The sequence below is a fragment of the Achromobacter sp. 1012554356 genome, from assembly GCF_059760815.1.
On sequence record NZ_JCBANC010000007.1, the window covers coordinates 119,816 to 145,396 of the forward strand.

A 25,581-nucleotide genomic window follows, 5' to 3' on the forward strand; every position below is an offset into this window, starting at 1 on the left:
ACGGGCATGGCCGGCTGCGGGGCGGGCCTGTCCCGATAATCAACGGCAACCGATGTCAGGGTGGATCATGTTCGACAAGTTGAAGGCGCTACGGGAAGGCGCAGCCGTCAAGGCAAAGGCGCTCACCAGCCGCACGGCAGGCGCGCTCGAAAGATCAAAAGCCCAGTTGGGCGATGCCGCGGCGATTGCCCGGGCCAAGGGCCTTGAGCTGGCGGGCGCCACGGCCGAAAGGGGCAGGGAACTGGCGGGTGCCACGGCCGAAAAGGGTCGCGAGCTGGCCGGCGCCACCGCGGAAAAAGGCAGCGCGCTCGTCGAACAGCATTGGCAGACCATTGAGCGCGTGACAGTCGACGGCCTGCTCAGCGTCTCGGCCGAAAAGCTCAAGGACGACGCGATGGTCAAGGACGTGCTGGAGCGCGCTTACGAGGCGTTGCCCACGGTCATCAGGCTTGTCTTGCCCCGGGAACGCTACCTGGAAATCGTCATTCAGAAAAAGCAGCCGCTGCTCGCCAAGATCGAGGGCGCGCGAAACCGCCGGCAGGAGCGGGCCGAGTCCGGCGCCGCGCGCAAAGACCAGGACGGCTGAATAACGGTTACGCGGACGCCTCATACGTCCCCGCCAGCGCCCGCGCCGCCTCCTGCATGCGCGGCAGCCACGCCCGGGCGCCGTCGATCGACAGCCTTGCCACCGGCGCATGCAGCGCCACCGCCGCAATCGCCCGCGACCCATGCAGGATGGGCACCGCCATGCAGACGATGCCCAGCAGGAATTCCTCCCGGTCGAAGCTGGCGCCTTCCTTCTTGATGACCCGCAGCTCTTCTTCCAGCGAGGCTACGTCGCACAGCGTGTTCGGCGTATAGCGCGGCAGTTGCGCGGCGGCCAGCATTCGTTGCCGGGTTTCCCGGCGCATATAGGCCAGAAACAGCTTGCCGCTGGCCGAACAATGCAGCGGCACGCGCGAGCCGGATTGCAGGTTGACGCGCAGCGGCCAGGCGGTTTCCACGCGGTCCAGGTAGATGACCTCGTCGCCGTCGAGCATGGTGCAGTTGCAAGTCTCGCCGATCTCGTCGACCAGGCTGTCCAGGATGCGGTGGCGCTCGCCACGCAGCGGCGAATTGAGCAGCGTGTCGCGGGCCAGCGCACCGAGGCGCGGGCCGCTGACATAGCTTTTGCCGGCCGGTTCGCGCAGCAGCATGCCGGCATCGACCAGGCGCGACAGGATCCGAAGCACGGAAGGTTTGGGCAGGCCGGTGGCGTCGGTCAGTTCGGCCAGCGAGACGGGCTGGGCCGAGCGTGCAACCTGTTCCAGCAAGGTCAGCGCGCGCAGGGCGGCGGAGGATTCGTCTTTCATCTTTCAATAATTGAGATTTCCGCGATCGGCTGACCATCCTCGCACAGAAATTGCAGAAAATGAAACGGCATGGGGTGGGAAGCCGGGGGTTTCTGGCGCAGTATCGGATCACACCGGCCAATCAGCAATCGGACAAGCGCCGGCACGCCAGGAGAGAGACCATGAGCAGCAAGCAACACATGACCCCCAGCGAAGCGTTTGTCGAAACGCTGGTCGCGCAGGGCGTCAAGGATGTTTTCGGCATCGTCGGTTCGGCCTTCATGGATGCGCTGGACCTGTTTCCCGCGGCCGGCATCCGCTTTGTGCCGACGGTGCACGAGCAGGGCGCGGCGCACATGGCCGACGGCTACTCGCGTGTGACCGGCCGGCACGGCGTGTGCATTGCACAAAACGGCCCCGGCATCACCAACTTCGTGACCGGCGTGGCGGCCGCCTACTGGGCGCACAGCCCGGTCGTGGCGATCACGCCCGAGACCGGCACGGCGGGCATGGGGCTGGGCGGCTTCCAGGAAACCGAACAGCTTCCTATCTTTTCGCGCATCACCAAATACCAGGCGCACGTGAACCGTCCGGACCGCATGGCAGAATTCACCGCCAAGGCGTTCGACAATGCGATGGCCGAGCGCGGCCCCGCGCAGTTGAACATTCCGCGCGACTACTTCTATGGCGAGATCGATGTTGCCATCCCGGAGCCGCGCCGCATCCGTCGCGGCCCCGGGTCGGAAGAGGACCTGGAGGCGGCGGCGCGCATGCTGGCCGAGGCCAAGTTCCCGGTCATCGTGGCGGGCGGCGGCGTGCTGTTTTCGGACGGCCAGGCCGAATGCGTGGCGCTGGCCGCGCTGCTGGGCGCGCCGGTGGTCACCAGCTATCTGCATAACGACGCCTTTCCGGCCAGTCATCCGCTGTGGTGCGGCCCGCTGGGCTATCAGGGCGCCAAGGCGGGGATGAAGCTCCTGTCGCAGGCGGACGTGGTGCTGGCGCTGGGCACGCGGCTGGGACCTTTCGGCACGTTGCCGCAGCACGGCCTGGAATACTGGCCGCAGAACGCCCGCATCATCCAGGTCGACGCCGACCACCGCATGCTTGGCCTGGTACGCCCGGTGTCGGTGGGCATCTGCGGCGACGCCAAGCCGGCTGCTGCCGCGTTGACGGCACGGTTGCAGGCACGCGATGTCGCCTGCACCCGCACCAAGGAAGGGCGCGCCAGCGAGATCGCTGCGCAGAAGGCTGAGTGGGAACAGGAACTGGACAGTTGGTCGCACGAGCGCGACGACTGGAGCCTGGACATCATCGAGCAGGGCGGCGGCCGCATGCACCCGCGCCGCATGCTGCGCGAGCTGGAACGCGCCATGCCCAAGCACGTGATGGTGTCGACCGACATCGGCAACATCTGCTCGGTGTCCAACAGCTATCTGCGCTTTGACGAGCCCAATTCCATGCTCGCGGCCATGAGCTTCGGCAATTGCGGCTATGCGCTGCCCGCGCTGATCGGCGCCAAATTGGGCCGGCCCGACCGCCCGGCGGTGGCCTACGTGGGCGACGGCGCCTGGTGCATGAGTTTTCAGGAATTGCTGACCTGCGTGCGCGAGCAGATCCCGGTGACCGCGGTGGTGTTCCACAACGGCCAGTGGGGCGCCGAGAAAAAGAACCAGGTGGACTTCTATGGCCGCCGCTTCGTGGGCAGCAACCTGCTCAATCCGAATTTCTCGGAGCTGGCGCGTGCCATGGGCGCCGAAGGCATCCGGGTGGAGCACGCCGACCAGGTTGGCGCCGCGCTGCAGGCCGCGTGCCAGGCGCAGCTGGAAGGCAAGACGACTGTGCTGGAAATGATGGTCAGCCAGGAACTGGGCGATCCCTTCCGCCGCGATGCGCTCAAGCAGCCGGTGCGCTTCCTGGACAAGTACCGCAAGTACGTGAACCAGCCGTTCCAGGCCGGCGAGGTGCCGCTGCCGATCGAGCCGGCCGGACGCTGACCGGCGCGCGCGGCGCGGGCCGGGACGTGTGTTGACGCCCCGGTCCACGCCGGTCATTCACCCGGCCGCCGCACGCGCGGCCGCGGCAGGAGCGAAGACATGGCTTTCGACCGTTTGTTCGAGCCGCTGCGCGTTGCCGCGCTGGCGGCGGGGCGGCTGCGCACCGCGGTGGCGTATCCGCTGTGCCCCGTCAGCCTGCGCGCCGCCGTCCAGGCCAGCGAGGCCGGCTACATCGAGCCGGTGCTGGTCGGGCCGGCCGGCCGCATCGCCGCGCTGATGGCGCAGGAGGGCATGCGAGCGGGTTCCATGGAGATCGTCGATACGCCGGACGACGAACTGCTGGCCGCCCGCGCCGCCGCGGCGCTGGCGCGCGATGGCGCGGTCAGCATGCTGATGAAGGGTAGCTTGCACACCGACCACTTCATGTCCGCGGTGGTGACGCGTGAATCGGGCCTGCGCACCAATCGGCGCATCAGCCACGCCTTCGTGATGGCGGTGGCGGCGTATCCGAAGCTGCTGATCCTGACGGATGCGGCCGTCAACATCGCGCCGTCGCTGCAGGAAAAGGCGGACATCGCGCAGAACGCGATCGACCTGGCGCGCGCGCTGGGCGTGGAGCGGCCGAAGGTGGCCGTGCTGTGCGCCACCGAATCGGTGAATCCGGCGATGCCGGCCACGCTGGATGCCGCGGCGCTGTCCAAGATGGCGGACCGAGGGCAGATCCGCGGCGGCGACATCGACGGGCCGCTGGCGTTCGACAACGCGATCTCGCGCGAAGCGGCGGACCAGAAGGGCATCGTGTCGCGCGTGGCGGGCGACGCGGACATCCTGCTGGTGCCGGACATCGAGGCCGGCAACATGCTCTACAAGGAGCTCACGTGGCTGGCGGGCGCCGGCGCGGCGGGCCTGGTGCTGGGCACACGCGTGCCGGTGCTGCTGACGAGCCGGTCCGATTCCATGGAGGCGCGCGTCAACAGTTGCGCCGTCGCGGCGCTGTACGCGCACGCGCTGGGCGGCTGAGAGCAGGCTGGCCTGGCACCACCAAGTCCAGCGGTTTGGTACTAAGCGTGCATCCGAGGGATGACTACGCTAGACCGCAAGCCATCCATGAATGGTTCACGCGACAACATCAAAGGGGTAGCACATGCGCAGCGCAAGACTAGGCCTGGCCACGATTCTGTCGGTGTTTGCAATGGCGGGGGGCGCCGCCGCGGCGGATGCGCCCAAGGCCGGCGGCACGCTCGTCATCGGCTCCACGCAGGTGCCGCGGCACCTGAACGGCGCGGTCCAATCCGGGACCGCCACGGCGCTGCCCAGCTCACAGCTCTTTGCCAGTCCGCTGCGCTACGACGCGGACTGGAATCCGCAACCCTATCTGGCCGAGTCGTGGGAACTGGCGCCGGACGGCAAGTCGCTGACGCTGCACCTGCGCGGCGACGCGATCTTTCATGACGGCAAGCCCGTGACCTCCGAGGACGTGGCGTTCTCGATCATGGCAGTCAAGCAGAACCATCCGTTTCAGACCATGTTCGCGCCCGTCGAAAGCGTCGAAACGCCCGACGCCCGCACCGCCGTGCTGCGCATGAGCAAGCCTCATCCGGCCATTCTGCTGGCGCTGTCGCCGGCGCTGATGCCCGTGCTGCCCAAGCACATCTACGGCGACGGCCAGGACCTTAAAAACCATCCGCGCAACTCCGCGAACGTGGTGGGCTCGGGGCCGTTCATCTTCAAGGAATTCAAGCCGGGCCAGGAGATCGTGCTGGAACGCTTCGACAAATTCTTCATCAAGGGCAAGCCGCTGCTGGACCGCGTGGTGGTCAAGATCAATCCCGATGCGACCAATCTGCTGATCGGGCTGGAGCGCGGCGACATCGGCGCGCTGCCGTTCATGACCGAGCCGACGATCCTGCGGCGCGCCAAGGACAATCCGTCCATCGTCATGACCAACAAGGGTTATGAAGGCATCGGCGCGCTGAGTTGGCTGGCGTTCAATACGACGCGCAAGCCGCTGGACGACGTGCGGGTGCGCCAGGCCATCGCCTATGCGACCGACAAAGGCTTCATCACCAAGGCGCTGAACGCGGGCTTTGCCGCGCCGGCGCATGGGCCCATCGTGGGCACCAGCCCCTTCGCCAGCGACGACGTGAAGAAGTACCCGCTGGATCTGAAGCAGGCTGAAAAGCTGCTGGACGAGGCCGGCTTCAAGAAGGACGGCAAGGGCGAGCGCATGACGCTGACGGTGGACTACATGCCCGGCAGCGACGTGCAGGGCAAGAATGTCGCGGAATACCTGCGCAGCCAGTTGAAGAAGGTGGGCATAAACGTGCAGGTGCGCGCCTCGCCCGACTTTCCGACTTGGGCCAAGCGCATCGCCGGCAAGGACTTCGACATGACCACCGACATCGTCTTCAACTGGGGCGATCCGGTCATCGGCGTGCATCGCACGTACATGTCGTCCAACATCCGCGACATCATCTGGACCAACACGCAGTCCTACAAGAACCCGAAGGTCGATGCGCTGCTGGAGCAGGCGGGCACCGAGACCGACGCGGACAAGCGCCGCGCACTGTATGCGGAGTTTCAGCGTCTGGTGACCGAGGATGTGCCCATCGATTTCCTGACCGTCATTCCCTACCACACGCTGTCGTCCAAGAAGGTGCAAGGTCTGCCGTCCGGCATATGGGGCCTGTTGTCGCCGCTGGATGACACCTCCGTGCAGTAGCGGGAGCCGTCATGCTGCGATACCTCTCGCGCCGCCTGCTCTACGCCGCGATCCTGCTGCTGGCCGTGGTGACGCTGAACTTTCTGCTCATCCATATCTCGCCGGGCGACCCTGTGGAGACCATCGCGGGGTCGATGGGCGGCATCAGCGAAGACCTGCGGGCCCAGCTTCGCGTGCAGTACGGGCTGGACAAGCCCTTCCTCGCGCAGCTTGGCATCTATCTGGGGCAGGTCGTGCGCGGCGACCTGGGCTACTCGTACTTTTTCAACGTGCCGGTCGCCCAGCTGATCTGGGATCGCGTGCCCGCCACGCTGCTGCTGGTGGTGACGTCGGTGACGGTCGCGTTCCTGGTCGGCACGCTGCTGGGGACGCTGGCGGCCCGCAAGCCCAACGGGTTGCTGTCGCAAGGCATCACGCTGCTGTCCGTCGTGGGTTATTCGGCGCCGGTGTTCTGGACCGGCATCATCCTCATCATCCTGTTTGCCTCGGTGTGGCCGATCTTTCCGGTGTCGGACATGCGGTCGGCGGGCGGTCCGCAGGACGGCTGGGCGGGCGCGTTGGACGTGCTGCATCACCTGGTGCTGCCGGCCTTCACGCTGGCGTTCGTGTACCTGGCGCAATACAGCCGGCTGGCGCGGGCCAGCGTCATGGACGCGTTGCAGGCCGACTACATCCGCACCGCGCGCGCCAAGGGGCTGCCCGAGAACACCGTGCTGTACAAGCACGCGCTGCGCAACGGCGTGCTGCCGGTGGTGACCATGCTGGGTCTGCAATTCGGCAACGTGCTGGCCGGGGCGATTCTGGTGGAGACGGTCTTCAACTGGCCCGGGTTGGGGCGTCTGGCGTTCGACTCCGTGCTTCGGCGCGATTATCCGACCCTGCTCGGGATCCTGCTCTTTGCCTCGCTGCTGGTCGTGGTGATGAACCAGCTTACCGATCTGGCGTATCGCCTGATCGATCCCCGGATCAAGACATCATGAGACCCGCACCCATCGCGCTGCCCGGCGCCGCCGGCGCCGACGCCCGGCCCAAGCCGCCACCCCGGCCAACTTACGAGGCGCTGCGCGTGTTCGCGCGCAACCCCAGCGCGCTGGCCGGCGTGCTGCTGCTGGCGACGATTCTGGCAATCACGATCTTCGGGCCGATGCTGATGCAGGCCGACCCGTTCGAGATTGCCGCGGCGCCCATGGAGCCGCCCGGCGGTGAGCTGCTGCTGGGGTCCGATTACCTGGGCCGCGACGTGCTGACCGGCATGATCTACGGCGGCCGCGCGACGTTGCTGGTGGGAGTGGTGGCGGCGGTGCTGTCCATGGCCATCGGCATCACGGTTGGCGCGCTGGCGGGCTACTACGGCGGCTGGGTCGACGAAACCCTGATGCGCATCACCGAGTTTTTTCAGGTGCTGCCCACTTTGCTCTTTGCGATGGTGCTGGTGACGCTGTTCAGCCCGTCGCTGGCCACCATCGCGGTCGCCATCGGCGTGGTGAGCTGGACGGGAACCGCGCGGCTGGCACGCGGCGAGTTCCTGCGGCTCAAGCGGCGCGAGTATGTGCTTGCCGAGCGCGTGATCGGCGCCGGAGACGCGCGCATCATCTGGCGCGTCATCCTGCCGAACGCATTGGCGCCGCTGATCGTGTCGGCCACGCTGGCCATCGGTACGGCGATCCTGTTCGAGGCGGGGCTGTCGTTTCTGGGCCTGGGCGATCCCAATGTGATGAGCTGGGGCTTGATGATCGGCAGCAACCGCCCCTATATCCTGACCGCGTGGTGGGCGGTGACGCTGCCGGGCGCAGCCATCTTCCTGACCGTGCTGGCCGTCAGCCTGATTGGCGACGGGCTGAACGACGCCTTGAATCCGACATCGCGGGGCCGGGCATGAACGCCGCCGATATGGCCCCCGTGCTGGAAGTGGACGGCCTGAGCCTGGCGTTCCGCACGCGTGGCCGTGAGGCCGAGGTGCTGAGCGATGTGAGCTTCGACCTGCGTCCCGGCGAAACGCTGTGCCTGGTGGGGGAATCGGGCTGCGGCAAGAGCATGACGGCGCTGGCCATCATGCGGCTGATTCCGCCCTTGGCGCGCGTGGGCGCCGGTCACGTGCGCCTGCGCGGCGCGGACCTTGCCATGCACGACGACGAGGCGATGCGCCGGGTGCGCGGCAACAATATTTCGATGATCTTCCAGGAGCCGATGACGGCGCTCAACCCGGTCTACACGGTGGGCGACCAGATTGGCGAGCCGCTGCGGCTGCATCAGGGGCTGTCCAAGCGCGAGGCGCGCGAGCGCGCCATCGAGATGCTCAAGTCCGTGGGCATCCCGCTGCCGGAGCGTCGCGTGGACGATTATCCGCATCAACTGTCTGGCGGCATGCGGCAGCGGGTCATGATCGCGATTGCGCTCGCCTGCGACCCGGACGTGCTCATCGCCGACGAGCCCACGACTGCGCTGGACGTGACGGTGCAGGCGCAGATCTTCGACCTGTTGCGCGAGCAGCAGGCACGCCGGGGCACCGCCGTGCTGCTGATCACGCACGACATGGGCGCGGTGTCCGAGATGGCGGACCGCGTGGTGGTGATGTACGGCGGGCGGGTGGTGGAGCAGGGCAGTGTCGGTCAGATTCTGGCGCAGCCGCGCCATCCGTACACGCAGGGCCTGATCGCGTGCCTGCCCGAGCTGGACCGCGAACCCGACGACGAGCGGCCCGACCTGCCCGAGATTCCGGGCGTGGTGCCGTCCGTGTGGGAGCGTGGCGTCGGCTGTCCGTTCGTCGACCGCTGCAACCGCGCCATGGCGCGCTGCAGCCGCGAGTTTCCGCCCATGACCGTGCTGGCCGGCGGGCAGGGCGTTTCCTGTTGGCTTTATCCGGAGGCATCGCAATGAGCCAGGCGCAATCGTCATCCCTGTTGTCGGTGCGCGACCTGTCGGTGCATTTTCCGGTGGGCGGGCGCGGACGCGATGGCAAGCCGGTGGTGGTGCGGGCGGTGGACGGCGTGTCGTTCGAGCTTGAGCGCGGCCGCACGTTGGCGATCGTGGGCGAGTCGGGCTCGGGCAAGACCACCACGGCGCTGTCGGTGCTGCGGCTGGCGGACCCCACCGGCGGCAGCATCCATTTCGACGGCAGCGACCTGACCGCGATGCGCGGCGCAGCCCTGCGGCGGATGCGGCGGCGCCTGCAACTGGTGTTTCAGGATCCGTACTCGTCGCTCAATCCGCGTCAGCGCGCCGAGGAGATCGTGCGCACGCCGCTGGACCTGATGGGCATCGATCCGCCCGGCGGCCGCGAGGCGCGCGTGGCGCTGATGTTCGAACTGGTGGGGCTGCGGCCCGAACAACGCCAACTTTTTCCGCACCAGTTTTCCGGCGGACAGCGGCAGCGGCTGAATATTGCCCGGGCGCTGGCCAGCGCGCCGGACCTGATCGTCTGCGACGAACCCGTGTCGGCGCTGGACATCGCCATCCGGGCGCAGATTTTGAATCTGCTGCGGCGCATCCAGCGCGAGCAGGCGCAGTCGTTTCTTTTCATCTCGCACGACATGGCGGTCGTGGAGCATGTGTGCGACGACATCGCCGTGATGTATCTGGGAAAGATCATTGAGCGGGCCTCGCGGCGGGCGTTTTTTTCACGGCCGCTGCATCCGTACAGCGTGGCGCTGATGTCCGCCGTGCCGACAGTCAAGGGGGGCCGCGAAACGGCGGCGCGGCGCGTCAAGCTGACAGGCGATCCGCCCAGCCCGGTCAACCCGCCGCCCGGCTGTCGCTTCGCGGGGCGATGTCCTGCCGCGCAGGCGCTGTGTTCCACCCGTGAGCCCGAATTGCGCGAGGTAGCGCTGGCGCATCACGTGGCCTGCCATTTTGTCGAGACGCGCGATGGCGTGACGGTGTCGCCGTTGCAGGGCTGATCCGCGCGTACCGATTTCACCGACCGATAAGGAACCCCGATGACCCAGCCTTCCGGCTCCACGACGCTTTATGTCGCCCGATCGATCCTGACCATGAATCCCGCGCAGCCGCGCGCCACGCACGTTGCCGTGCGGGATGGCCGCATTCTGGGCGTGGGCAACCGGGAGGATCTGGCCGGCTGGGGGCCGGCGCAGGTTGACGATCGTTTTGCAGAATGCGTGTTGATGCCGGGCCTCGTGGAGGGACATTGTCATCTGCCCGAGGGCGGCATGTGGAAGTTCGTCTACGTCGGCTACTACGACCGGCGTGGACCGGACGGCAAACTCTGGTCCGGCCTGAAAAGCTTCGCGGAGGTTGCGGCCCGGTTGCGCGATGCCGAGGGCGCGCTGGCGCAGGGCGAGACGCTGATAGGGTGGGGCTTCGATCCCATCTTCTTTGGCGGCGATCGCATGAGCATTCATGACCTGGACGCCGTGTCGGCGCAGCGGCCCATCGTGGTCATGCACGCCAGCATGCACCTCATGAACGTCAACTCGCCCATGCTGGCGCGCGCGGGCATCGACCGCGACACCGACATCGAGGGCGTGACCCGCTTGGCGGACGGCAGACCGAGCGGCGAGCTCTGCGAATTCGCGGCCATGTTCCCGGTCATGCGGCTGATCGGCAGCCCGTTCCGCACGGTCGGGCTGACTGAGGAAGGGCTGCGGATGTTCGGCAAGGTGGCGCAGTGGGCGGGCGTGACCACCGCCACGGATCTGGTCAACGAGTTGAATGATGAAGGCCTGGCGACCCTGGCGCGCGTGACGGGCGAGGAGGAATACCCGGTGCGCATCGTGCCCGCCGCGTCGGCGCTGACGTACGCGGGCAACGCGGCTGGCTGCCTGGAAAAGCTGACGGCCGCGCGGCGGCTGAATCACGCCAAGCTGCATCTGGGCATGGTGAAGCTGGTGGTCGATGGGTCGATCCAGGGCTTTACGGCGCGCGTGCGCTGGCCGGGCTACTTCAACGGCGCACCCAACGGCATCTGGGTCATCGCGCCGTCCGAACTGGACGCGATGGTGCAAACCTATCACGACGCCGGCGCGCAGCTTCACATCCATACCAACGGCGACGAGGCCACGCAGCTTGCGATTGAAGCCGTGGACCGCGCATTGCAGCGCACGCCGCGGCGCGACCATCGCCACACGCTGCAGCATTGCCAGATGGCCGACTCCGCCCAGTTCCGCCGGATGGCGAGCCTGGGCATGTGCGTGAACCTCTTTGCCAACCACATCTACTATTGGGGCGATGCGCACTATGCGCTGACGATGGGGCCGGACCGCGCCAACCGCATGGACGCGTGCGCGTCGGCGGCGCGCGCGGGGGTGCCGTACGCCATCCATTCCGACGCGCCCATCACGCCGCTCGGTCCGCTCTTTACGGCCTGGTGCGCCGTGAACCGGCAGACGGCCTCGGGCCGCGTGCTGGGCGAGTCCGAGCGCATCGGCGTCGACGCCGCGCTGCACGCCATCACGCTGGGCGCCGCGTACACGCTGCACATGGACCATCTGGTGGGCTCTATCGAGGTCGGCAAGTACGCGGACTTCTGCGTGCTGGCGGACGATCCGTCCGAAGCCGCGCCGGAATCCTTGAAGGACCTGAAGGTGCTGGGCACGGTCATCGGCGGGCGTCCGCTGCCGCTGCGGGAGGCGTGACGTGGCGCGCATACCGCTGACGGTGGTGGGCGGCTTTCTGGGCGCGGGCAAGACCACCTTGCTGAACCACGTGCTGACCGCCAGCCCGCGCCGCGCGGCGGTATTGGTCAACGACTTCGGGCCTGTCGACATCGACGCGGGTCTTATCGCGGAGCGCGCCGACAACGTGATCCGGCTGGCGAACGGTTGCGTGTGCTGCTCGATGGCGGGTGGAATGGATGACGCGCTGGCGCGTGTGCTGGCGCTGGATCCGTTGCCGGAATGGATTGTCATCGAGGCGAGCGGCGTGTCCGATCCTGGCCGAATCGCGCAGGTCGGGATGGCCGATCCGCTGTTGCAGCTGGAAGGTGTGGTGGTACTGGCCGATGCCGGCGCCATCCGCGAGGTGGCGGCCGATCCACTGTTGGCGGATACCGTGCAGCGGCAGCTGCGCGCCGCGGATTTGCTGGTGTTGAACAAAATCGACCTGGTGGCGCCGGATGCGCTGGCGGCAGTGCAGGATTGGCTGCACGAGGCAAGCGGCGGGGCGCCCGTGGTGCGCGTGTGTGAGGGGCGGGTGGATTTGCAGGTGTTGATCGGCGGCGATGAGGGGACGGCGAGTGGGCATGAGGCGGAGGATGGGTGCGGTCATGACTGCGGTCCAGCCTGCGGTCATGGCGATGATCCCGGTGGCGCTCACGTCGGCCGGCACATACCGCACCACGTCGACCCGTCCGATCCCGCCCATCCTTTTCAAAGCTGGCTATGGCGGGCGCCCGCGGTGTTGGACGCGGACATGCTGGCCGAGCGCCTGAAGCAGTTGCCCCGAGACGTGCTGCGCGCCAAAGGTTGGGTCCGCACCGGCCGGCACGGCTGGGTGCTGGTGCAATTCGCGGGCCGGCGCGTGCGCTTTGACACGCAGGCGCGCGCGCCTGCTGATCAATGCGAGCCATCGCTGGTCGTGATCGGCATGCGTGGCGTCACCCGCATGCCGGCGATCGCGGCGCATCTGGACCTGGCGGCGCTGCTCGATGTCGACGTCGCAGTCGCGCACGAAGCCGCCTGCGCCGTGCCGCTGCGCTAGTTCTGGTGCAAGCGATTCCCCGCGTCTGGTCCTACCCGCGCGCATGCCGCGCACGTACCTTGAAGGTTCAGCGTGGACGCATCTCGCGCCGCGCCAGAGAAGGAGGGTAGGCAATGCAACAGACCGTCACCGTGGAAATGCTGGCCGAGTTTGCGGCCGCCTGGAACCGGCACGATATCGACGCCTTGATGTCATTCATGAGCGAAGACTGCGTGTTCGAGACCGTCGGCGGCCCCGAGCAGTACGGCAGCCGCCATGCAGGCCCGGAAGCGGTGCGCGCGGCCTTCGCCGCGGCCTGGAAGAACTTCCCGGACGCGCAATGGGAAAACGGCCGGCACTGGGTGGCCGGCGATCGCGGCGTCTCCGAGTCCACGTTTCGCGGCACGGCCGCGGACGGCTCGCGGGTGGAGGCCGACATGGTCGACGTGTTCACCTTCAAGGGCGGCAAGATCCAGGTGAAGAACGCCTTCCGCAAGCAGCGCCCGGCCTTGCCGGCACGGGGCTAGCCAACATCATGGACACGCAAATGTCGGTCGGAATCTCCCGTCCGGCGCCCGCGTCCGGCGCCGCCATCAACGCCTACAACCCGGCCTACGATCCGCTGGTCTCGCCGCCCGGCCAGGGCCAGGACTACGCGCCCACCTACTGGGTGGCGACGGCCGGTACGCCGCCCGAAGACGATGGACCGATCAGCGGCGACGTCGATGCCGACGTGGTGATTGTCGGCTCCGGCTTCACGGGCCTGTCGGCGGCATTGGCGCTGGCGCGCGATTTCGGCGTGAAGGCCGTGGTGCTGGAGGCCAATCGCGCCGTGTGGGGCTGCACCAGTCGCAATGGCGGCCAGGGCCAGAACGCGTCGGGACGCCTGTACCGCTCGCAGTGGATCGAACGCTGGGGACTGGACACGGCCAAGCGCCTGGATGCCGAGATCCGCGAAGGCTTCGAGTATTGGAAGAGCCTGGTCGCGCAGGTGGATTGCGACGCGCAGCCCGGCGGGCATCTGTACACGGCGCATCGCCAGAAAAAGATGGCCTTCCTGCAGAACGAAGCGCGCGTGATGCGCGACGTCTTTGGCTACGACACGAAGATGCTTAGCCGCGCCGAATTGCGCGAACGCTACGTGGACGATCGCGAGGCCGTGGGCGCCATGCACGAGCCCGATGGTGTCGGCGTGCACCCGCTCAAGCTTGCTTACGGCTATCTGCGGCAGGCGCGGGCGCTGGGCGTGCGCATCCATCCGTCCAGCCCCGTGCTGGGCTGGCGCGTCGAGAACGGCGTGTACCGGCTGCAAACCCCCGGCGGCACCGTGCGCGCCCGGCGCGTGGCCTTCGCCACCGGCGGCTACACCGCGCAGGGCGTCAACCGGCTGCTGGACAACCGCATCATGCCGGTGCTGTCCAATTCGATGGTCACGCGGGTGCTGTCGGCAGAGGAACGCGAGGCGGCGGGTTTGAAAAGCACGGTGTTCATCACCGACACGCGCACGCTGCGCTTTTACTACCGCCTGCTGCCCGACGGCCGCATGCAGATAGGCAGCCGCAGCGCGCTACGCGGCGCAGACGCCGAAAACCCGCGCCACCTTGCACTGCTGCGCGAAGGCTTGGCACGCAAGTTCCCCGCGCTGCGCGGCGTGGATGTGGCGTATTCGTGGTGGGGCTGGGTAGACGTCAGCCACGACATGATGCCGCGCGTGACGCAGCCGGATCCGGCGCAACAGGTGTACTACGCCTTCGGCTACGGCGGCAACGGCGTGGCCTTCTCGGCCCACGCGGGCAGGCGGCTGGCGCAACGGATGATGGGCAAGGACGGGATTGCGTGGAACCTGCCGATTTACGACACGCCTTTACCGGGGCATCTCTTTGCACCATTCCGCCGCATTGGGCAGGGGTTGTTGTACCGCTGGTACTACTTACGGGACGAGTTGCTGTAGCGGTGCGGGGACGTCAGTCCCTCCGATGATGCAGGTGTCTGACACCCTCTGAGAGGGCATCGCGGGATGAAGACGCTCTCACCAGGGTGTCAGACACCGCCAAAATGAAGGGCAATGATGCAGGTGTCTGACACCCTCTGAGAGGGCATGGCAGGATGAAGACGTTCTCACCAGGGTGTCAGACACCGTCAAAATTAAGATGATGCAGGTGTCTGACACCCTCTGAGACGGCATGGCAGGATGACGACGCTCTCACCAGGGTGTCAGACACCGTCAAAATGAAGCGTGTCAGACACCGTCAAGCACGAGATCCTGCGCCACGCGCCGCTGGGCGTCGACCACCTTCGCCAGCCGCGCGATGCCGGGTTCGATATGTTCCGGCCGGATCGACGTAAACCCCACGCGCAGGAAGTTCCGCGGCGCGTTGGCGCCGTCCATGAAGAACACGTCCCCCGGTTCGACCACGACGCCTTCGGCCAGCGCGGCCTCCGACAGCGCCGCCGCATTGAGCCACGGCGGCCCCTGCAGCCAGCACGATGACGAACCGGTGATCGGAATGGCCGTGAAATCCGGCAGGTGCCGGGCCAGCGCCTGCGCCAGTTCGGCGCCGCGCTTCTGATAGGCCTGCGACTGGCGGCGTAGCAGCGAATGATGGTGGCCCAGCGAGATGAAGAGCGAGAACGCGCGCTGGATGTATGCGGACGGGTGACGCAGCATCAGGCGGCGCAGCGCGCGCAGTTCGGCGGCCAGCTCGCGCGGCGCGACGATGTAGCCGATGCGCAGGCCCGGCGCGAAGGACTTGGCCAGGCTGCCCACATAGATTACGCGCCCGTCCCGGTCCAGGCTTTTCAGCGCGGGGATCGCGCCTTCGCCCCAGCGGCTTTCGCTTTCGAAGTCGTCTTCGATGATGAGGCTGTCGGACTGCCGCGCCAAGGCGAGGAGAGCGGCGCGGCGCTCCATGGACAGCGTGACGGTGGTGGGGCATTGATGGCCCGGCGTCACAAAAAGGTAGTCGCATCCCAGCAGTTGCGTGCCCGTGCGCAGGCCCTGTTCGTCCACGGGCAGCGGCAGCAGATGGCGCGTGTGGCTGGCGAAGATGTTGCGGGCGTCCGGATAGCCGGGGTCTTCCATGCCGACCACGGTGTCCTCGTTCACCAGCAGGTCGGCCAGCAGATAGAGCGCGTGCTGCGCGCCGACCGTGATGACGATTTCCTCGGCGTCCGCCCACACGCCGCGGCGCGGCAGCACCTGGGTGCGGATCTGTTCGATAAGCGCCGGGTCGTCATGCGTGATGAGATCCGGCGCCCAGCTGCGGATGTCCAGCACCGACAGCGCCTTGATGCAGCATTCGCGCCATTCGGCGGTGGGAAAGAGGTCCTGGTCGAACTGGCCGTAGACGAAGGGATAGGGCTGCTTCTGCCAGTCGCGCGGCTTGGTGATGTTGCGTTGCCGCGAGGGTCGAAAGCGCAGGCGTTCGTCCCAGCGCACACCACCGGTTTCAGGCCCATCCGCCGGCGTGGCGTCGGCAGCCGGACCCGAGTGGCCTTCCATGACGGTATCGCTGACGAAGTGGCCGCTGCGTTCGCGCGACACCAGATACCCTTCGCACACGAGCTGCTGGTACGCAAACACCACAGTGTTGCGCGCGATGCGCAACTGGTCGGCCAGGTAGCGGCTGGACGGCACCGGCATGCCGGGCGGCAGGTGGCCGCTCAGGATGGCCGACACCAGCATCTGGCGCACGCGCCCCTGCAGGCTGAGGTTGGGCGCGCTGGCCTTTTCGAACAGGCGTTCCCACAACACAGGCTTGAGCATCGAGGCCTGGCTGGACATGGCTGGCTCCTTTTGACTGCGGACACGCCCGGCGCTGCACTGCCGCGCCCGGGGCGTCCGAGTCTCAGAATAAGGGAGCCGGATGGGGGAAGGAATGGGGGATTGCCCTGTCAGATTCGTCCCTTCCACGGGATGGCGAAGCGTTCCAGGTAACGCACCAGCAGGTCGAAGGCGAACGCAAAAAGTCCGATCACGATGATGCCCATGATGACCGTGTCGCTGGCCAGGAACTGCGCGGCGTTCAGCACCATGAAGCCCAGGCCCCGGTCGGCTGCCACCATTTCAGCGGCAACCAGCGTCGTCCAGCCGACCCCGATGCCGATGCGCATGCCGGTAAAGATCTCGGGCATCGCCGCCTTCAGGATCACGTGCCAGACGATCTGGCGGCTGGTGCCGCCCATGGCGTAGGCGGCGTGGATCTGCTCGATGGACACCGAGCGCACGCCCGCGCGCGCGGCGATCGCCATGGGCGCGAAGATGGCCAGGTAGATCAGCAGAATCTTCGGGAACTCGCCGATGCCGAACCAGATGATGATGAGCGGCAGGTAAGCCAGCGGCGGCAGTGGACGATAGAACTCGATCGGCGGATCGAAGACGCCGCGCGCGTAGCGGTTCACCCCCATCAGGATGCCGACCGGAATCGCCGTGACGCACGCCAGGAAGAACGCGCCGAACACGCGGCCCAGGCTGGCGAGCGCGTGCTCGGTCAGCGTGGAGTTGGCCACCCCTTCGGTCATGGCAAAGACGAACTTGTCGTAAACGGCGATGGGCGACGGCAGGAACAGCGGCCGCACCCAGCCGGCGCTGGTCACCAGGAACCACAGCGCGATCAGCGCCAGGCTGGTCAGCAGGCTGATGTGGCCGCTGTAGCCGGCGCCCGGCGCCCCGTACACCTTGCCCGGCGCCGCCGGCGTGTGGCCGATGCGGCGCTTAGGCATGGAGGGCGTGCGGGGCGGCGGCGCGCTCGTCCCCGTAGATGATGCCGAGGACTTGTTCGCGCATGGCGATGAAGTCGGGACTGGATTTGATGCCACGGCCATCGCGGGTCTCCAGGTAGCGCCGGTTGAACGCCGGCTCAAACGTATGCGTGATCCGGCCCGGGCGCGGCGACATGACGATCAGCCTCGATCCCAGGAAGAGCGCTTCTTCCACGCTGTGGGTGATGAAGAAAAACATCTTGTTGGTCTGCCGCCAGATGTCCAGCAGCAGCTCCTGGATGGTTTCCCGGGTCAGCGCGTCCAGCGCGGCCATGGGCTCGTCCATCAGCAGCATGGCGGGGTCGCAGGTCAGCGCGCGCGCAATGCCCACGCGCTGCTGCATGCCGCCGGACAACTGGTAGATCATGTGCCGGTGGAAGTCCTGCAGCCCCACCAGTTCCAGATTGCGGCGGGCGCGCGCGCGGCGGGTCTCTTTGTCCACGCCTTGCAGCTTCAAGCCGAATTCGGTGTTCTCCAGCACGTTCAGCCAGGGCAGCAGGGCGTGCTTCTGGAACACCACGCCGCGGTCGGCGCCCGGCCCGACGATGGGGTTTCCGCCCAGCGTGATCTCGCCTTCGGTCGGCGACAGAAAGCCGGCCAGCAGGCTGAGCAACGTGGTCTTGCCGCAGCCCGACGCGCCCAGCGCGACGACGAATTCGCCGGGTTGGATGGTCAGGTTGACGTCGTGTAGCGCGATGACGGGGCCGCTGTCGTGCAGGCCGGGATAGGTGACGCTGACGCCTTCCGCGCACAGGCGCTGCGCGGCGGGTGTGGACTGCATGGTCATGCTGTTCCCCCTGATCGTGGTGGCGAGACCTGCGGCTGCGGGCCCCGCCATGACGCTGCGGCCGGCGCCGGGGTGGCGCCGGGCCGGGCCGGACGGATTACTTGAGGGCCGCCTTCGCGTACTGGTCCGTGACGAACGGGCTGTAGTCGTCCAGCGCCTTGTCGATCTGCTTCTGGTCCTTCAGGAACTTGGCGCTGGCCGCGAAGGCGCGGGCGGCGCCCGAGTCCTTGCCGCCGCCCAGCCACGTCTTGGAGGCCTGTTCTTCCGCGGTCGGGAAGACCAGCAGGCCCAGCGCCTCGACGATGTCGTCCGGCTTGCCGCCGATGAGTTTCACGATGCCCTTGACCTGCGGCGAATCCGCCGTCCACTTGGCGCTGTTGGCGCGATAGTCCGCGTAGGATTTGGCCAGCACGCCGGTGAAGGCGGCCATGAACTTCGGATTCTTCTGCGCCCAGGCCTTGTCGACCACGATGCCGTCGAAGGTCGGCACGCTGGCCGCGCCAATCTGTTCGGAGTCGGCAATGATCTTGCCGGTCTTGGCGATCTCGGTCAGCGCCGGCGGCCAGACGTAGGCGGCGTCGATGTCGCCGCGCTGCCAGGCGGCCACGATCTGCGGCGGTTGCATGTTCAGGATGCGCACGTCGCGGGGCGGCACCTTCCAGACCTGCTCAAGCCCGACCAGCAAATGAAAGTGCGACGTCGACACGAACGGCGTGGCGACGCGCTTGCCCTTCAGGTCGGCGGTGCTGTTGATGCCGGAGCCGTTGCGCGCCACCAATGCTTCGGATTTGCCGATGTTGTCCAGGATCCAGAAGAGCTGCATGTCCACGCCGCGCGTGGCGGCCGAGGTGATCCCGGTCGAACCCAGTACGCCGACAGGCACGTTGCCCGAGGCCAGCGCGGTGGAGATGTCGCCGCCCGAGGTGAACTGGCGCCAGTCCACCTGGTAGCCGGCGTCCTTGAGGGCCTTGTCGAAACTGCCGTCCGCGATGGCGGACAGGAACGGCCCGACGATGAGCTGGTAGCCCACCACGAGCTTGGTCTGCGCGTAGGCGGGCGCAGCCAGTAGCGCGGCGGCCAGGCCGGCAAGGGTGCAGCGGCGAATCAGGCGGTATATCGCGTTCATGGAGATCTCCGGGAGAGAACGGCCGCGCCCCGGCGCGACCGGCTTGCTGGTTCCAGTTTGCCCGGATGGGACCAGAACGCTAGGGCCAGATGTCCGGATCAGTAGGAGCCAAAAGCAACCGGGCCCGCCGGCTGCGCCGGCAATGCCCGAACGGGCATCGTCGTCGCAGCGGGCGGGCCCGCGATATGCGCCAAAAGGATGAGGGACGTGGCAGTGACTGCATGCCGGGTGTCTGACACCCTGCAGAGAGCGCCGTCAGATCACGGCCTTCGGCAAGGTGTCTGACACCCGCCAGAGATATCCGTCAGATTACGGCCGTGCCGGTAGGGTGTCAGACACCGTCAGCGAATAAGGCTAAGAAATTCGGCGCGGGTTGACGGGTTTTCGTGGAACTCGCCCAGCATCACCGACGTGACCATGGAGGAATTCTGCTTCTCGACGCCGCGCATCATCATGCACATGTGCTGCGCCTCGATGACGACCGCGACGCCGGCGGCGCCGGTGACGCTTTGCACGGCTTCAGCCACCTGGCGGCTGAGGTTTTCCTGGATCTGCAGGCGGCGCGCGTACATTTCGACGATGCGGGCCACCTTGGACAGGCCCAGCACCTTGCCGGCAGGCAGATAGGCGACGTGCGCCTTGCCGATGAAGGGCAGCATGTGGTGTTCGCACAGCGAGTAAAGCTCGATGTTCTTGACCAGGACGATCTCGCGCGTGTCCGACGTGAACAGCGCGCCGTTGACGATTTCTTCCAGATTCTGGTCGTAACCGCGGCACAGGTGGCGCATGGCCTTGGCGGCGCGGGCGGGCGTGTCGGCCAGCCCTTCGCGGGACGGATCTTCCCCTAGTGCTTCGAGAATGGCGGTGTAGTGCTTTTCCAATGACATGGGGACTCCTGGCGGCGCGCCCTCTGGCGCGCGATGATGCGAAGGGTGATGCGTGGGGTAACGCCAGGCTTGGTGCTTGGCGTAATACGTAGGTGTCGCAAGTCTACCTCAGCGGGGCGGACGGACCGCGGGCTTACCCGCGGCGTGTGGGGGTATTTCCCGCGTTCAAACCCCCCGGTTTTCGACCGCGTACTTGATGAGTTCAGCCTGTCCATCGATGCCCAGCTTGCGCTTGATGTTCAAGCGGTGCGTCTCGACGGTGCGCACCGACAATCCCAGCGTCTGCGCGATCTGCTTGTTGGCATGGCCGTCCGCGATATGGCGCAGCACGTCGCGTTCGCGGTGCGTCAGCAGCGTGGCCAGGGCGCTGGCCTGCGACAGCCGCACGGCCGCTGCGGCGCTGAAGTAGCTGCGGCCGGCCATGACGGCGTCGATGGCGGTGATGATTTCCTGCGCGGGCTCGTCCTTCAGCAGATAGCCGCGAGCGCCGGCCTTGACCGCCTGCACCATGTATTCGGGGTTGTCGTGCATGGACAGCACCAATACTGCGATCTGCGGATAGCGCTCGTGCAGCAGCGCGGTCAGCTCCAGGCCGCCGACACCGGGCATGTTCAGGTCCATCAGCACCAGATGAGGCAGGGTGCTGCCCTGCGGGTCCTCGGCCATGCAGGCAGCCAGGAAAGCCTGGGCGGCAGCGGCGTTGCCCGCTTCGCCCACCACCCGCAACTGCGGCACGGTTTCCAGGCGCAGGCGCAGGCCATCGCGCACCAGGGGGTGGTCGTCGATCAGCAGGAGGCGGACGGCGTCGGGTTTGTCGGTCATGCTTGGGAAGGCGTCGGAAGGGGGCTGCCGGCGGGCGGCAGCGGAAGCCAGGCCTGCAAGGTCGTGCCTTGCGCGGTGGAATGAAACGTCAGGGTGCCGGACAGCGCGCTCATGCGTTCGCGCATGTTGCGCAGGCCGATGCCGCGATGCGGGTCCTGCTGGACCTCGGCGTCGTCAAAGCCGCAGCCGTCGTCGCTGATGGTCAGGCGCAGGTCGCGCGCCGAATACGCCAGCGTCAGGTCGGCGCGCGTGGCGCCGGCGTGGCGCATGACGTTGGTCAGCGCCTCTTGCGTGACGCGGAACAGCGCCGTCGCATAGGCGTCGGGCAGCTTCACCGGCTGCCCGACCGTGCGCAGGTCCACGGCCAGCGGCGGCGCGCCGTTCTCGGGGCGGATGGCAAACTCCCGGCCCAGATGCTCCAGCGCGGCGGGCAGGCCCAGGTCATCCAGCAGGGTGGGGCGCAGATTGTGCGAGATGCGCCGGACCTCGCCGACCGCCATGTTCAGGCGGTCCAGCGCGCCGCCCAGCGGCGTGTCGATATGCGCAAGCGCGCGGGAATCGTCCGTGTGCGACTGGCGCAGCCGCTCGCGGGCGGCCTCCAGCGACAGTTTTACCGATACCAGCACCTGGCTGATGCCGTCGTGCAGCTCGCGCGACAGGCGGGCGCGCTCGTCTTCCTGCGAGCGCACGATCTGGCGGGCCATCAGGCGCAACTTGGCGTCGGATTGGCGATGGTCGCTGATATTGAGGGCCAGACCACAGGCCGCCACGCCCAGGATGGACACGGCGGCAATGCCAGCCACCCACGCGAACATGTCGCGAATGTTGGCCTGCGCCGCGGCGTCGATGCGCACCAGCGCCTGCTGCACGTCGTCCAGGTAGATGCCGGTGCCCAGCATCCAGCCCCAGCGCTCCAGCACCACCACGTAGCCGAGCTTTTCCACGGTCTGGTTGCTGGACGGCTTTTCCCAGAGGTAGTGCACCACCTCGCCCTGCTGGCCGCCACGTCGCGCCGCCGTGAGCAGGTTCTGAATGACGGGCTGGCCCTTGGTGTCGCGCAGGTTCCAGAGGTCTTGCCCGACCAGTTCGGGCTGGCGCGGATGCATCAGATTCTTGCCATTCAGGTCATAAACGAAGAAGTAGCCGTCGTGGCCGAACTCCATTTGCGCCAGCAGGTCCAGGGCGCGCTGGCGCGTGGCCTCGTCGTCGCCCGCGGCCTGCAGCGGCGCGATGGCGCTGTAGGCAAGGTTCACGTAGTGGCGCAGCTCGCCTTCCTTGCTTGCCAGCCAGGCGGTTTCGACCACCTGTTTTTCGCGCTGCGCCAACTGCAGTCCCTGCACGTAGACGGCGACCGTGATGGCGGCGACGGCCACCAGCAACGGGACCGCCGCAAGCAGCAAGATTTTGAGACGCAGCTTCATAAGGATTTGTATCAGGTCGGAGCGAATTTGCTGCGACGCATCAACCGGAAGGGAATCGAGGCGGGAATGCGGAAACTTCGGGGATTTTACGATTTCCACGGAAATTTGCTGCGGCGCATGACGTAGTAACACGTAGCTCGGTTGCGTAGTTCCGCGCTTGTTGGCGCGATGGCCGCAGCGCAATACTGGCGCCCGCGTCGACCTGACGCAGCGTGGACGCGTGCGTCCGCCACCCCACAACAATGAGTCTGCCTTCCGCGGGACGAAAAAAGCGTTTCACGCCAAGAGCATGGCGGGAGGCAAGAGGAGCACTTATGCACACCAGCAGTAAGGGACTGGGTCAGCACCTGGTCTGGCTGGCGGTTGCGGTACTGGGCGCGTTTGCGCTGGGCACCGTGGCGCTGGCCAGAGGGGAGACCATCAACGCGCTTTGGGTGGTGATTGCCGCCGTCTGCGTCTATCTCATCGCCTACCGTTACTACAGCCGCTTCATCGCACGAAAGGTCTTCCAGCTTGACCCGACGCGAATGACGCCGGCCTGGAAGTACAACGACGGCCTGGACTACGTGCCGACCAACAAGCACGTGCTGTTCGGCCACCACTTTGCCGCCATCGCCGGCGCGGGTCCCCTGGTCGGCCCGGTGCTGGCCGCGCAAATGGGCTACCTGCCTGGCATGCTGTGGATCCTGGCCGGCGTCGTGTTCGCCGGCGCCGTGCAGGATTTCACGATCCTCTTCATCTCCACCCGCCGCGACGGCCGCTCGCTGGGCGACCTGGTCAAGTCGGAACTGGGCAAGATCCCGGGCGTGATCGCGCTGTTCGGCGCGTTCATGATCATGGTCATCATCCTGGCCGTGCTGGCGCTGATCGTCGTGAAGGCGCTGACGCATTCGCCGTGGGGCACCTTCACGGTGGCCGCGACCATTCCCATCGCGCTCTTCATGGGCGTGTACCTGCGCTACATCCGTCCGGGCAAGATCGGCGAGGTGTCCATCATCGGCTTCGTGGGTCTGATGGCAGCCATCACGTTCGGTCAGGACGTGGCCGCGCATCCGGTCATCGGCCCGATGTTCGACTTCGACGGCAAGGGCCTGACCTGGATCCTTATCGTCTACGGCTTCATCGCCTCGGTGCTGCCCGTGTGGCTGCTGCTGGCGCCGCGCGACTACCTGTCGACCTTCCTGAAGATCGGCACGATCGTCGGTCTGGCGATCGGCATCGTGGTCGTGGCCCCCGAACTGAAGATGCCCGCGCTGACGCAATTCGTCGACGGTACCGGTCCGGTGTGGTCGGGCAACCTGTTCCCGTTCCTCTTCATCACCATCGCCTGCGGCGCGGTGTCGGGCTTCCACGCTTTGATCTCCTCGGGCACGACGCCCAAGCTGATCGAGAACGAAACCCAGGCGCGCTACATCGGTTACGGCGGCATGCTGATGGAATCCTTCGTAGCCATCATGGCGCTGGTGGCGGCATGCGTCATCGAACCGGGCATCTACTACGCGATGAACAGCCCGGCGGCCGTGATCGGCACGACGCCGGAGCAGGTCGCGCAGGTGGTGTCGAGCTGGGGCTTCATGATCACGCCGGCCGATCTGGTGCAGACGGCCAAGGACGTGGGCGAAAGCACGATCATCTCGCGCGCCGGCGGCGCTCCGACGCTGGCCGTGGGCATGGCCCACATCCTGCATCAGGCGCTGGGCGGTCCGGGCATGATGGCGTTCTGGTATCACTTCGCGATTCTGTTCGAAGCGCTCTTCATCCTGACGGCCGTGGACGCCGGTACCCGCGCGGGCCGCTTCATGCTGCAGGATCTGCTGGGCACGTTCGCCCCGTCGCTCAAGCGCACGGATTCGCTGCCGGCCAACCTGATCGCCACGGGCCTGTGCGTGGCGGCGTGGGGCTACTTCCTGTATCAGGGCGTGGTGGATCCGCTGGGTGGCATCAACACGCTGTGGCCGCTGTTCGGCATCGCCAACCAGATGCTGGCCGCGATTGCGCTGACGCTCGGCACGGTGGTCCTGTTCAAGATGAAGCGCGACCGCTATGCGTGGGTGACGGTGCTGCCGACGCTCTGGCTGCTGGCTTGCACGCTGACCGCGGGTCTGCAGAAGCTGTTCCATTCGGACCCCCGCGTGAGCTTCCTGGCCCACGCCGACAAGTACAACGCGGCGATTGCCGAGGGCAAGGTGCTGGCGCCGGCGAAGTCGCTGGGCGAGATGTCGCGGGTGGTGATGAACGACTACATCAACGCCGGGCTGTGCGCGATCTTCATCTTCGTGGTGGTGAGCATCGTGGTGTTCGGCCTGAAGTCGGTGCAGCGCGCCCGCAACGAAAACAAGCCGACGTCCCGCGAAACGCCGTACGAGTCGCTGCCCGCAGCCGCCGCGGCTGGCGCGGACTGACCTTTATCCAGGAGAAGCCGCATGCTGTTCAGCAATATGACTTCAGCGGCCGGCGCCGCCGGCCGCTACCTGGGGCAGACGCTCCGGCTGATGGTTGGCGTGCCGGATTATGAGACCTATGTCGAGCATATGCGGCGCACGCACCCTGAGCAGGAGCCAATGAGCTATGAGGATTTCTTCCGGGAGCGTCAGGAGGCGCGATACGGGGGGAAGAAGCGGATTGGGTGCTGCTGAAGTGGTAATTGGAAGGCCTTGCGGATGCAGGGCCTTTTTTTTGTGGGTGATGTTAGGCAGTTCGTAGGGGGCGATTTTCGTGCGCGTTATGTTCTTCGTAGGTTGCATTAGTTCTTCGTAGGTCGCCCGACGCCGCAGTCACCGTGGGTGCGATCGTCCACGATTGCGGTCCGGAGCCTTCGCTCCGGACTGCCCCGTTGTCATCTTCGTCCAGGCCTTCGGCCTTCCCTTCAGATTCCCTCGGGCGCATCGACGGCGCTCGCCCCCACGGTGACCGCGACGCCGTGCTGCCAGGGTCTTTGGTTTGCGCGCTGCAAGACCTGTGGACGGGGCAGGGGATCTGCGGGGCCGCCGAATTGCTGCCGCCCGGGCGGCGGCAATCGGCATCGGTTCCGTGGGACGTCGAGCGTTGTGCGCTTGCGCGCTGACGGAGGGGTGATTGCTAATGGGCGCTCCAATAC

The 25,581-nt window shown here is 66.8% G+C and carries 22 protein-coding genes; 14 read left to right on the top strand and 8 right to left on the bottom strand.

What is annotated here, in order from left to right; genetic code table 11:
• Positions 1–67 precede the first annotated feature (67 nt).
• On the top strand, positions 68–586 hold the full coding sequence (locus AC6LJW_RS05330; RefSeq protein ID WP_498086686.1) for a hypothetical protein: 519 nt from the start codon (positions 68–70) through the stop codon (positions 584–586).
• A gap of 7 nt (positions 587–593) precedes the next feature.
• Here the strand turns inward: AC6LJW_RS05330 and AC6LJW_RS05335 are convergent, their stop codons facing one another.
• Entirely contained in the window at positions 594–1,352 is a 759-nt protein-coding gene (locus tag AC6LJW_RS05335) for an IclR family transcriptional regulator (protein WP_056570413.1), read from the bottom strand.
• Positions 1,353–1,513: 161 nt separating this feature from the next.
• Between AC6LJW_RS05335 and xsc the strand changes: the two genes are divergently transcribed.
• From xsc to AC6LJW_RS05390, 11 genes are all read left to right on the top strand, one after another.
• Complete coding sequence (xsc, locus tag AC6LJW_RS05340) at positions 1,514–3,325, top strand: sulfoacetaldehyde acetyltransferase (protein ID WP_498086688.1); 1,812 nt, start codon at positions 1,514–1,516, stop codon at positions 3,323–3,325.
• A 99-nt stretch (positions 3,326–3,424) separates the two neighbouring features.
• A complete protein-coding gene (locus tag AC6LJW_RS05345) occupies positions 3,425–4,345 on the top strand; it encodes a bifunctional enoyl-CoA hydratase/phosphate acetyltransferase (RefSeq protein WP_056570419.1) in 921 nt (306 codons plus the stop codon).
• Positions 4,346–4,469: 124 nt separating this feature from the next.
• A complete protein-coding gene (locus AC6LJW_RS05350; RefSeq protein WP_056570421.1) occupies positions 4,470–6,047 on the top strand; it encodes an ABC transporter substrate-binding protein in 1,578 nt (525 codons plus the stop codon).
• Positions 6,048–6,058: 11 nt separating this feature from the next.
• The gene (locus AC6LJW_RS05355; protein WP_056570423.1) at positions 6,059–7,027 is read left to right on the top strand and encodes an ABC transporter permease; all 969 of its coding nucleotides are present in this window, start codon (positions 6,059–6,061) and stop codon (positions 7,025–7,027) included.
• Entirely contained in the window at positions 7,024–7,926 is a 903-nt protein-coding gene (locus AC6LJW_RS05360; RefSeq protein ID WP_056570426.1) for an ABC transporter permease, read from the top strand. The genes AC6LJW_RS05355 and AC6LJW_RS05360 overlap by 4 nt, the downstream gene beginning before the upstream one ends.
• Positions 7,923–8,924 (top strand): ABC transporter ATP-binding protein, encoded by a 1,002-nt coding sequence (locus AC6LJW_RS05365; RefSeq protein ID WP_082579032.1) that lies wholly within the window; start codon positions 7,923–7,925, stop codon positions 8,922–8,924. Before AC6LJW_RS05360 ends, AC6LJW_RS05365 begins: the two co-directional genes overlap by 4 nt.
• Positions 8,921–9,943 carry an ABC transporter ATP-binding protein gene (locus AC6LJW_RS05370; protein ID WP_498086690.1) on the top strand — a complete coding sequence of 341 codons (1,023 nt, stop codon included), beginning with the start codon at positions 8,921–8,923 and terminating at the stop codon, positions 9,941–9,943. Before AC6LJW_RS05365 ends, AC6LJW_RS05370 begins: the two co-directional genes overlap by 4 nt.
• A 39-nt stretch (positions 9,944–9,982) precedes the next feature.
• Positions 9,983–11,638 carry an amidohydrolase gene (locus AC6LJW_RS05375; protein ID WP_056570429.1) on the top strand — a complete coding sequence of 552 codons (1,656 nt, stop codon included), beginning with the start codon at positions 9,983–9,985 and terminating at the stop codon, positions 11,636–11,638.
• 1 nt (position 11,639) lies between these two features.
• Positions 11,640–12,701, top strand: coding sequence for a CobW family GTP-binding protein (locus AC6LJW_RS05380; protein WP_498086692.1), 1,062 nt, complete (start codon positions 11,640–11,642; stop codon positions 12,699–12,701).
• A gap of 113 nt (positions 12,702–12,814) precedes the next feature.
• Positions 12,815–13,207 carry a nuclear transport factor 2 family protein gene (locus AC6LJW_RS05385; RefSeq protein ID WP_056570433.1) on the top strand — a complete coding sequence of 131 codons (393 nt, stop codon included), beginning with the start codon at positions 12,815–12,817 and terminating at the stop codon, positions 13,205–13,207.
• A 20-nt stretch (positions 13,208–13,227) separates the two neighbouring features.
• The gene (locus AC6LJW_RS05390; protein WP_235512305.1) at positions 13,228–14,631 is read left to right on the top strand and encodes an NAD(P)/FAD-dependent oxidoreductase; all 1,404 of its coding nucleotides are present in this window, start codon (positions 13,228–13,230) and stop codon (positions 14,629–14,631) included.
• A 288-nt stretch (positions 14,632–14,919) separates the two neighbouring features.
• Here AC6LJW_RS05390 and pdxR read toward each other — a convergent pair whose 3' ends face one another.
• From pdxR to AC6LJW_RS05425, 7 genes are all read right to left on the bottom strand, one after another.
• Positions 14,920–16,464, bottom strand: a complete 1,545-nt coding sequence (pdxR, locus tag AC6LJW_RS05395) for a MocR-like pyridoxine biosynthesis transcription factor PdxR (RefSeq protein WP_498086694.1) — start codon at positions 16,462–16,464, stop codon at positions 14,920–14,922.
• Between the two features lie 110 nt (positions 16,465–16,574).
• Positions 16,575–17,402 (bottom strand): ABC transporter permease subunit, encoded by an 828-nt coding sequence (locus AC6LJW_RS05400; RefSeq protein WP_105238604.1) that lies wholly within the window; start codon positions 17,400–17,402, stop codon positions 16,575–16,577.
• The gene (locus AC6LJW_RS05405) at positions 17,395–18,228 is read right to left on the bottom strand and encodes a taurine ABC transporter ATP-binding protein (protein ID WP_056570440.1); all 834 of its coding nucleotides are present in this window, start codon (positions 18,226–18,228) and stop codon (positions 17,395–17,397) included. Before AC6LJW_RS05405 ends, AC6LJW_RS05400 begins: the two co-directional genes overlap by 8 nt.
• A gap of 97 nt (positions 18,229–18,325) precedes the next feature.
• Positions 18,326–19,354, bottom strand: coding sequence for a taurine ABC transporter substrate-binding protein (gene tauA, locus AC6LJW_RS05410; protein ID WP_056570442.1), 1,029 nt, complete (start codon positions 19,352–19,354; stop codon positions 18,326–18,328).
• A 341-nt stretch (positions 19,355–19,695) separates the two neighbouring features.
• Complete coding sequence (gene folE, locus AC6LJW_RS05415; protein ID WP_056316955.1) at positions 19,696–20,241, bottom strand: GTP cyclohydrolase I FolE; 546 nt, start codon at positions 20,239–20,241, stop codon at positions 19,696–19,698.
• Between the two features lie 165 nt (positions 20,242–20,406).
• Positions 20,407–21,063 carry a response regulator gene (locus AC6LJW_RS05420; protein WP_056570444.1) on the bottom strand — a complete coding sequence of 219 codons (657 nt, stop codon included), beginning with the start codon at positions 21,061–21,063 and terminating at the stop codon, positions 20,407–20,409.
• Positions 21,060–22,484, bottom strand: coding sequence for a cache domain-containing protein (locus AC6LJW_RS05425; protein ID WP_498086696.1), 1,425 nt, complete (start codon positions 22,482–22,484; stop codon positions 21,060–21,062). Before AC6LJW_RS05425 ends, AC6LJW_RS05420 begins: the two co-directional genes overlap by 4 nt.
• A 314-nt stretch (positions 22,485–22,798) precedes the next feature.
• Between AC6LJW_RS05425 and AC6LJW_RS05430 the strand changes: the two genes are divergently transcribed.
• Together AC6LJW_RS05430 and AC6LJW_RS05435 are read left to right on the top strand one after the other, a co-directional pair.
• Positions 22,799–24,886 carry a carbon starvation CstA family protein gene (locus AC6LJW_RS05430; RefSeq protein ID WP_056570448.1) on the top strand — a complete coding sequence of 696 codons (2,088 nt, stop codon included), beginning with the start codon at positions 22,799–22,801 and terminating at the stop codon, positions 24,884–24,886.
• A gap of 21 nt (positions 24,887–24,907) precedes the next feature.
• Positions 24,908–25,120 carry a YbdD/YjiX family protein gene (locus AC6LJW_RS05435; protein ID WP_105238611.1) on the top strand — a complete coding sequence of 71 codons (213 nt, stop codon included), beginning with the start codon at positions 24,908–24,910 and terminating at the stop codon, positions 25,118–25,120.
• Positions 25,121–25,581 lie beyond the last annotated feature (461 nt).